Below are 6,982 nucleotides of genomic sequence, written 5' to 3'. Positions count from 1 at the left end.
CGGCACGCTCGCGGACCTGAGGACGCGCACGACACCGCCGCACCTCCCACAGCGGCGGTGACAGCAAGACCGGCGGCGCGGCAGCCCTCCCTGACTGCCGCGCCGCCCATCCTTTTCCGGCGCGTAGGCGCGTAGGCGCGTACGGGCGCCGGACGCCGTTACGCCGTACGTCAGCGCACGAAAGCGACCGCCGGCACGGTGGCGCGCACCGCCCGTGCGCCGCGCTCGGCGTTGGCCTCCAGGGCCTTGGACATGGCCGGCCCGGGCTCGCCGTAGACCTCCACGCGCAGCGTCTCGGCCAGCGCGACGCCCTGGGCGATGAGCGGGCCCGCCACCTGCATGTGCTGCTCGCCCGAGGCCGCGTCGCGGTGCACCTGGACGAGGGTCAGCTCGGTGCCCTCCTCGTCGTAGTAGGCGTAGTGGGCGAGCAGGCCCTCGTTGGCGGAGATCGTCTCGGTGTACTTGGCCAGGAGCGCGTCGAGCTCGTCGCGGCGGGTGGGGTCGACCCGGTGGGCGGTGAGGTAGATGAAGGGGCTGTTCATCGTCAACTCCCTGTGTTTTTGCGGGCTGTTGCTGCGGGCTGTGCGCGCGGGGCGGACCCGCGGGGGAGCGCGGGCCGCGCCGCCGGACGCGAAGTCATACATGGCTGTTCGACTTGCTTCGACGGTAACATAACTCGAACACGGCTGTTTGAGATCGGAGCCCGCCCGACATGTCCCCGCCCGCCACGACCCCGCCCCGCCGGGCCGACGCCCGCCGCAATGTCGCCGCGATCCTGGACGCCGCGCAGGAGTGCCTGATCCGGGACCCCGAGGCGACCGTGGCGCAGATCGCGCAGGCGGCCGGGGTCGGCCGGGTCACCCTCTACGGGCACTTTGCGACCCGCACCGAGCTGGTCGACGCGGTCTTCGAGCGGGTCACCGCGCAGGCCGACACGATGCTCGCCGCGACCGACGTCTCCGGCGACCCGATGGCGGCGCTGGCCCGGCTGGTCACCGCCAACTGGCAGGTCGTGCACCGCTTCCGGGCGGTCCTGGCCGCGGCGGAACGCGAACTGCCGCCCGCGCGCGTGCGCGGCCACAACGACCGGCACCTGCGCCGGCTCACCGCCCTGCTGGCGCGCGGCCGGGCCGAGGGCGCGTTCCGCACCGACCTGCCCGAGCAGTGGCTCGCCACCACCGCCTACACCCTCATGCACGCCGCGGCCCACGAGTGCGCGGCCGGCCGGCTCGATCCCGTCGGGGCCGGGGTCGCCCTCACCGCGACCCTCACCGCCGCCTTCGCCCCACCGCCGCCGCCGGGGGCGCCCGGTGGGCACGGCACATAGCCGGACTCCGTAGCATGGAATGGTGACAGGCCCGACATCCCGCGCCCGGCAAAAAGAGGGCGCAACCAGCCAGCCGGCATCCCGCGGCACCGCCACGCTCGCGGAGATCGCCCGGCAGGCGGGGGTCTCGGCGCCGACCGTGTCGAAGGTGCTCAACGGGCGCGCCCATGTCGCGCCGGCCACCCGCGACAAGGTCGAGGCGCTGCTGCGCAACCACGGCTACCGGCGCCGGCGCGGTATCGCCCGGCCCCGGCCCTCCGGGCTGCTGGAGCTGGTCTTCCACGAGCTCATCAGCATGTGGGCGACCGAGATCATCCGCGGCGCGGAGAACGTGGCGCGGCAGGAGGGGCTCACGCTCGTGCTGTCCGAGGTCGCCGGGCGCGAGGAGATGGGCCAGCCGTGGGTGGACGGGGTGCTCACCCGCGATCCGGCGGGCGTCATCCTGGTGATGTCCGACCTCACCGCGGCGCAGCGCGACCTGCTGGTCAGCCGGGACGTGCCGTTCGTGGTGATGGACCCGGCCGGCTACCCGGCCGACGACGTGCCGTCCATCGGCACCACCAACTACCAGGGCGGCTACTCCGCGACCCGGCATCTGCTGGAGCTGGGCCACCGCAGGATCGCCGTCATCGGCGGCCCGGAGAGCGTGCTGTGCAGCCGGGCCCGTATCGACGGCTACCGGGCCGCGCTGGAGACCGGCGGGGTCGCGTGCGAGGACCGCTTCGTGCGGCACGGCACGTTCCAGACCGAGGCCGGGCACCGGATCGCCCGGGATCTGCTGGCCGGCCCCGACCGGCCCACCGCGATCTTCGCCGGCAACGACGTGCAGGCGATGGGCGTCTACCAGGCCGCGCGCGAACTCGGCCTGCGCATCCCGGAGGACGTGAGCGTCGTCGGCTTCGACGACCTGTCCGTGTCGTCGTGGATGGGCCCGCCGCTGACGACGGTCCGGCAGCCGCTGGTCGACATGGCGGAGGCGGCGGCCCGGGTGGTGCTGGACCTCGGCCGCGGGGTGGACCCGGGCATGCGGCGGGTGGAGCTCGCGACGAACCTCGTCGTACGGGACAGCACGGCGCCGCCGCCGGCGTAGGGCGGTACGGGCTGCGGCTCGCGCGGGCGGTCGCATACGGGCGTAAAACGGTCAGCTTCCGCGCATTGCGGCGACAGGTGTCCGCTCATGCGAAACCTGGCCGTCATGGAACGGGGCTAAGATCCGCTCACCCCCCTTGGAATGATCGGCCTCCCATGTGAGGAGCCCCCCATAGCACTTCGGATATGGCTCAGCAGCGCAGGTGTGGCGTCCGCTCAGGTGATGCGGATGCTGCGGGACAATCCGGACGCCGTCGGCGTCCGGGTCTACGGAACCAATGTCGACCGGGACGCGCCCGCGCTGGGCGCCTGTGACGTCGCCGAAGTCGAGCCGCGGCATGTCGGCGACGCCGAATACGCCGACTTCGCCCTCGACTTCTGCCGCAGGCACGGCGTGGACGTGCTCATCCCGCCACGGCGGCTGGCCGCACTCGCCGGCCGCGCCGCCGACTTCGCCGAGGCCGGCACGCATCTGATGTGCTCGCCGCCCGCCGCCATATCCGTCCTGACCTCCAAGACCCGTACGTACGAGGCCGCGCGGGCGGCGGGTGTGCCGGTGCCGCCGTGGCGGTCGGTGCGGGACGCCGGCGGATTCCTCGCCGCGGTCGAGGAGTTGACGGCGGACGGCGAGCGGGTGTGCTTCAAGCCCGCGGGCGAGTTCTCGGCGTTCGGCTTCCGGGTGCTGGACGACCGCCCGTTGCGGATCCGGGACCTGCTCGCGCCGCCGGTGCCGGTGGTCTCGGTCGGGGCGGTCGCCGAGGCGCTGGAGCGGGCGGCGGACGCGGGCGAGACCGTACCGGAATTCCTCGTCATGCCGTATCTGGAGGGCCCGGAGATCAGCGTCGACTGCCTGTCGGCGCCCGGTGGTTCGGTGCTGGCCGCGGTCGCGCGGGCCAAACAGGGCCGCTACCGGCTGCTGTTGGACGATCCGGAGCCGGCGGCGATCGCGGCGCGGCTGGTCGGGCACTTCGGGCTGGCGTATCTGTCGAACGTCCAACTGCGGCACCGGGCCGGCCGTCCGGTGCTGCTGGAGGCCAATCCGCGGCCCTCGGCGGGGATTTTCCAGACCGCGTTCACCGGGGTGAACCTGCCCTGGGCGGCGGTACGGCTGCTGGTGCGGGGCGAGCCCGGTGCGCTGCCCGAGCCGCGGCTCGGCGGGCGGGTCGCGGTGACGGAGTCCGCGGCGCTGGTGGGCGCGGCTTCGGCGCCGCCGGGTGCCGCCGCATCGGGGCCGAGCCTGACGCCGGTGGACGGCGGGCGGGCGGCGGCGCGGGTGGGGCAGGTGCCGGCGCACGTGCCGGCGCAGGTCGCGGCGGTGGGGCTGCCGGCGGTGGGGCTGCCCGGGGTGCCGATTCCGGCGGTGGGGCTGCCGGCGGTGCCGCTTCCGGCGGTGCTGCGGGAAGAGGCCGCGGCGACGGGGTGAGGCTCAGCGCGGGGCCGCCGTCGGTGCGTTGCCGCCGGTGGCGGCCTGTTCCGCGCTGATCAGCGCGCCGAGCAGGCCGGGGAAGACCGCCTCGACGTCGGCGCGGCGCAGGGAGTTCATCCGCGACGTGCCCACGTAGTGCTGCCGGATGAGCCCGGCCTCGCGCAGCACGTTGAAGTGGTGCGTGGCCGTGGATTTGCTGACCGGCAGGTCGAAGCCGCCGCACGCGATGTCCCGGCCGGAGTCGGCCAGTTGCGTGACGATGCTGCGCCGGACCGGGTCCACGAGGGCGTCCAGCAGCTGCTGCAGGGCGACGGTGCGCACGTCCGGGTGCGGCGGTATGCGGTCGGACCTCTCGGTGTGGTCGGGCCGGTCAGGGCTGTCGGTGGGCGTCGTGGCGCGGGGCGTCATGCGTCCCATTGTACGACGCTCATCAAAACTTGACGCCGGTCGTACTTTGGGGTTTCAGTGGGTCCCGCGCGAAGTTCGACGCCAACCGAACAACGAAGACGGGACGGACGCGATGACCAGGACGGTGCTCTTCCACGAGTACGGCGGCCCCGAGGTGCTGCGGATCGAGGACGTGGAGACGGCCGCACCGGGCCGCGGGGAGGTGCTGGTCAAGGTCGAGGCGATCGGCCTCAACCGGGCGGAGGCGCTGTTCCGCAGCGGGCTCTACATCGAGCAGGCCCGCAGCTTCCCCGCGCGGCTCGGCACGGAGGCCGCCGGCGTCGTCGAGGAGGTCGGCCCGGACGTGGCCGGCCTCGCGCCCGGCGACCCGGTCAGCGTCATCCCGGCCTTCTCGCCCAACGACTACGGCGTCTACGCCGACCGGGCCGTCGTCCCCGCGGCGGCGGTGCTGCGCCGGCCCGAGGGCGTCGGGGCGGTGGCGGGCGCGGCGGTGTGGATGCCGTACCTGACCGCGTACGGCGCGCTCGTGGAGGTCGGCGGGATGCGGCCGGGCGACACGGTGCTCGTCAACGCCGCGTCCAGCAGCGTGGGCGTGGCCGCGCTGCATGTCGCCGCCCGGCTCGGCGCGACGGCCGTCGCGCTGACCCGCACCGACGCCAAGCGCGAGGCGCTGCTGAAGGAGGGGGCGGCGCATGTCGTGGCGACCTCGACGCAGGACGTGACGCAGGCGGTGCGCGAGATCACCGGCGGGGCGGGCGTCAACGTCGTGCTCGACGCCGTCGCCGGCCCGGGCGTGCGCGAACTCACCGCGCTCACCGCGCCGGACGGCATCCACCTCGTCCACGGCTTCCTCAGCGGCGAGCCCACGCCCTTCCCGCACCTCGACCTCGGCATGCCCGCGGTCGCCCTGCGCACGTACCTCGTCCACGAGATCACCACCCACCCCGAACGCCTGCGCCGCGCCGCCGCGTTCATCTCCGCCGGCCTGCGCTCCGGCGACTTCCGCGCGACGGTGGACCGTACGTTCGACCTCGGCGAGGTGGTCGCGGCGCACCGCTACCTGGACGACGAGACGCGGGTGGGCAAGACGGTGCTGACCGTTTCCCGCTGAGGACGCGCAGGCGTCCTGCAACCGCCGTACGGCCGCCTCCCGTTCGCCCTCGCCGGGCGGCGCCGAAGCGGTCACGCCCCACGATGCGTAAAGAAGTGGCCGCCCGCCGCGCCGCCGGGGGAAGCTCGACGGCATGACGACCACCTTGATCACCGGGGCCAACAAGGGGCTCGGCCGTGAGACCGCCCGCCGCCTCGTCGCCGCGGGCCACACCGTCTACGTCGGGGCGCGCGACCCGGAGCGGGGCGCGGCAGCCGCGGACGCGCTCGGCGCCCGCTTCGTGCAGCTCGACGTGACCGACGACGCGTCCGTGGCCGCCGCGGTGGCCGCCGTCGAGGCCGGCGGCGGCCTGGACGTCCTGGTCAACAACGCCGGCATCGAGGTGCGTTCACCGCAGGGCACCATCATCGGCGCGGCCGACCTGACCGCCGGCGTGACCCGCGAGGTGTTCGAGACCAACGTCTTCGGCCTGGTCCGGGTGACCCACGCCTTCCTCCCCCTCCTCGACCGCTCCCCGGCCCCCGTCATGGTCAACATCAGCAGCGGCACCGCCTCCCTCACCCGCGCCGGCAAGTCCTACCCGGGCGCCGCCTACTCCGCCTCCAAAACCGCGGTCAACATGCTCACCGTCCAATACGCCAAGGCCTTCCCCCGCATGCGCATCAACGCGGTCGAACCCGGCTACACCGCGACCGACCTCAACCAGCACGAGGGCACGCAATCCGTCGAGCAGGGCGCGGACATCATCGTCCGCATGTCCCAACTCCCCCCCCGACGGCCCCACCGGCGGTTACTTCGACGCCACCGGCCCCGTCCCCTGGTAGCCCCCCCGACCCGCGCGCCGCGCGGTCATGAGCCGAACTCGTAACGCAGCTCGTACAGATGCCCCGCCTTGGCCATGACGCTCGCCTCGACGGCCCGCCGGCCGTCGCTGCGGACGACCCGCAGGGTGCGCAGGACGGGCAGGTCACCGGGGAGCCGCAGCAGTTCGTACTCCTCCTGGGTGGGGACCCGGGCGGAGACCCGGTCGACGGTGTGGCGGGGCGGGAAGCCGAGCTCGGCGAGCAGGGCGGGGGTGCCGCCGCGGATTTTCCGGGGTTCGGCGAGGGCGGTGCCGCGCGCGATGTCGGCGGGGTAGAAGGAGCGCACCAGCTCGGCCGGTTCACCGTCGTAGGAGAGCAACTGGCGCCGCAGGAAGGCGGTTCCGGTCGGGGCGAGGTCGAAGGCGGCGGCGATTTCCGCCGGTGGGCGGACCTCGGCGACCTCCAGGAGGTCGATGCTGCCCTGCCGGCCCCTGGCGGCGGCGTCGGTCAGCCACGGGTACGGTTCGCCGGGTGCGGCGGGCCGGCCGAAGTCCGCCGGGCGGACGGTTTCCTGCCGGTGCTCGCGCACGGTGACCGCGGCCCCGGCCCGCCCGACGACCAGGCGCTCGTCCTTGAGCAGGTGCAACGCCTTCTGCACGGTGGCGTTGGACGCCTCGAACCGGTCCTTCAGCCGCTGCGTCGAGGGCAGGGCCTCGCCCGGGGTGAGGTCGCCGGACAGGATCTCGTCGCGCAGGTCCGCGGCGATACGTGCGTGGAGCGGGCGGCGGTCGGCGGCCGTTTCCTCGGCTCTGGGCATG

7 protein-coding genes and 1 pseudogene are annotated in these 6,982 nt (G+C 74.2%); 5 read left to right on the top strand and 3 right to left on the bottom strand.

Features of this window, described 5'->3' with window-relative positions; all coding sequences use genetic code 11:
* Window positions 1–170: 170 nt before the first annotated feature.
* Entirely contained in the window at window positions 171–542 is a 372-nt protein-coding gene (locus HCN08_RS22645; protein WP_167985024.1) for an antibiotic biosynthesis monooxygenase, read from the bottom strand.
* 170 nt (window positions 543–712) lie between these two features.
* Between HCN08_RS22645 and HCN08_RS22640 the strand changes: the two genes are divergently transcribed.
* The 3 genes from HCN08_RS22640 (at window position 713) to HCN08_RS36265 (ending at window position 3,839) form a co-directional block, all read left to right on the top strand.
* Window positions 713–1,327: a TetR/AcrR family transcriptional regulator gene (locus HCN08_RS22640; RefSeq protein ID WP_167985023.1), complete on the top strand. Its 615-nt coding sequence runs from the start codon at window positions 713–715 to the stop codon at window positions 1,325–1,327.
* A gap of 19 nt (window positions 1,328–1,346) precedes the next feature.
* Window positions 1,347–2,417: a LacI family DNA-binding transcriptional regulator gene (locus HCN08_RS22635; protein ID WP_167985022.1), complete on the top strand. Its 1,071-nt coding sequence runs from the start codon at window positions 1,347–1,349 to the stop codon at window positions 2,415–2,417.
* 141 nt (window positions 2,418–2,558) lie between these two features.
* Window positions 2,559–3,839, top strand: a complete 1,281-nt coding sequence (locus HCN08_RS36265) for an ATP-grasp domain-containing protein (protein WP_322974617.1) — start codon at window positions 2,559–2,561, stop codon at window positions 3,837–3,839.
* Window positions 3,840–3,842: 3 nt separating this feature from the next.
* Here the strand turns inward: HCN08_RS36265 and HCN08_RS22625 are convergent, their stop codons facing one another.
* A complete protein-coding gene (locus tag HCN08_RS22625; RefSeq protein ID WP_167985021.1) occupies window positions 3,843–4,250 on the bottom strand; it encodes an ArsR/SmtB family transcription factor in 408 nt (135 codons plus the stop codon).
* Between the two features lie 112 nt (window positions 4,251–4,362).
* Between HCN08_RS22625 and HCN08_RS22620 the strand changes: the two genes are divergently transcribed.
* Together HCN08_RS22620 and HCN08_RS22615 are read left to right on the top strand one after the other, a co-directional pair.
* The gene (locus tag HCN08_RS22620) at window positions 4,363–5,361 is read left to right on the top strand and encodes a zinc-dependent alcohol dehydrogenase family protein (RefSeq protein WP_167985020.1); all 999 of its coding nucleotides are present in this window, start codon (window positions 4,363–4,365) and stop codon (window positions 5,359–5,361) included.
* A 133-nt stretch (window positions 5,362–5,494) separates the two neighbouring features.
* Window positions 5,495–6,185, top strand: a pseudogene (locus tag HCN08_RS22615) (SDR family NAD(P)-dependent oxidoreductase).
* A 25-nt stretch (window positions 6,186–6,210) separates the two neighbouring features.
* Here HCN08_RS22615 and HCN08_RS22610 read toward each other — a convergent pair.
* The gene (locus HCN08_RS22610; RefSeq protein WP_206319096.1) at window positions 6,211–6,981 is read right to left on the bottom strand and encodes a GntR family transcriptional regulator; all 771 of its coding nucleotides are present in this window, start codon (window positions 6,979–6,981) and stop codon (window positions 6,211–6,213) included.
* Between the last annotated feature and the right edge of the window lies 1 nt (window position 6,982).

This window comes from Actinacidiphila epipremni (assembly GCF_012034175.1).
Lineage (GTDB): Bacteria > Actinomycetota > Actinomycetes > Streptomycetales > Streptomycetaceae > Actinacidiphila > Actinacidiphila epipremni.
This window is presented reverse-complemented; position numbering and strand designations above follow the sequence as displayed.

What these genes read in the sequence shown, in the direction of transcription:
- HCN08_RS36265 (WP_322974617.1), top strand. Translation starts at nt 2,559, where the DNA reads ATGATCGGCCTCCCATGTGAGGAGCCCCCCATAGCACTTCGGATATGG.
- HCN08_RS22645 (WP_167985024.1), bottom strand. Translation starts at nt 542, where the DNA reads ATGAACAGCCCCTTCATCTACCTCACCGCCCACCGGGTCGACCCCACC.
- HCN08_RS22640 (WP_167985023.1), top strand. Translation starts at nt 713, where the DNA reads ATGTCCCCGCCCGCCACGACCCCGCCCCGCCGGGCCGACGCCCGCCGC.
- HCN08_RS22620 (WP_167985020.1), top strand. Translation starts at nt 4,363, where the DNA reads ATGACCAGGACGGTGCTCTTCCACGAGTACGGCGGCCCCGAGGTGCTG.
- HCN08_RS22625 (WP_167985021.1), bottom strand. Translation starts at nt 4,250, where the DNA reads ATGACGCCCCGCGCCACGACGCCCACCGACAGCCCTGACCGGCCCGAC.
- HCN08_RS22610 (WP_206319096.1), bottom strand. Translation starts at nt 6,981, where the DNA reads ATGCCCAGAGCCGAGGAAACGGCCGCCGACCGCCGCCCGCTCCACGCA.
- HCN08_RS22635 (WP_167985022.1), top strand. Translation starts at nt 1,347, where the DNA reads ATGGTGACAGGCCCGACATCCCGCGCCCGGCAAAAAGAGGGCGCAACC.